This is a genomic window from Ochrobactrum sp. SFR4 (genome assembly GCF_019730395.1).
GTDB lineage: Bacteria > Pseudomonadota > Alphaproteobacteria > Rhizobiales > Rhizobiaceae > Pseudochrobactrum.
In genome coordinates, this window is record NZ_JAAPBB010000680.1 from 1 (window position 1) to 280 (window position 280).

Consider the following 280-nt stretch of genomic DNA (forward strand, 5'->3'; position numbering starts at 1 on the left):
CACTGTCAAGAGTTTTAGCATCGTTTTGGTGATCGGATTTCTTTTGCCTTTTGAAAGGTGAAGAAAAATGAATGTGCATTTTTTCACGACCCCGTTTGGTGGTCGATCGATGTCGCTTGCCATGATTTCAAATCAACGGCAAGCACAGGATATCGCAGCCGATAAGTCCGTCGATAAATGGCAGGTCTATCGGTCGCTCTGCGAGGGCAGGGCGCTGATCGGCGTGGGTGACCGTACACTTTCAGTTCTGAATGCTTTACTCAGTTTTTATCCCGACAGT

Annotated in this window: 1 protein-coding gene; it reads left to right on the forward strand. The window is 47.5% G+C overall.

Features of this window, described 5'->3' with window-relative positions; genetic code table 11:
* Positions 1 to 67: 67 nt before the first annotated feature.
* Positions 68 to 280: helix-turn-helix domain-containing protein (locus tag HBA93_RS20785; protein ID WP_286202104.1), on the forward strand; the 213-nt coding region annotated here is incomplete at its 3' end.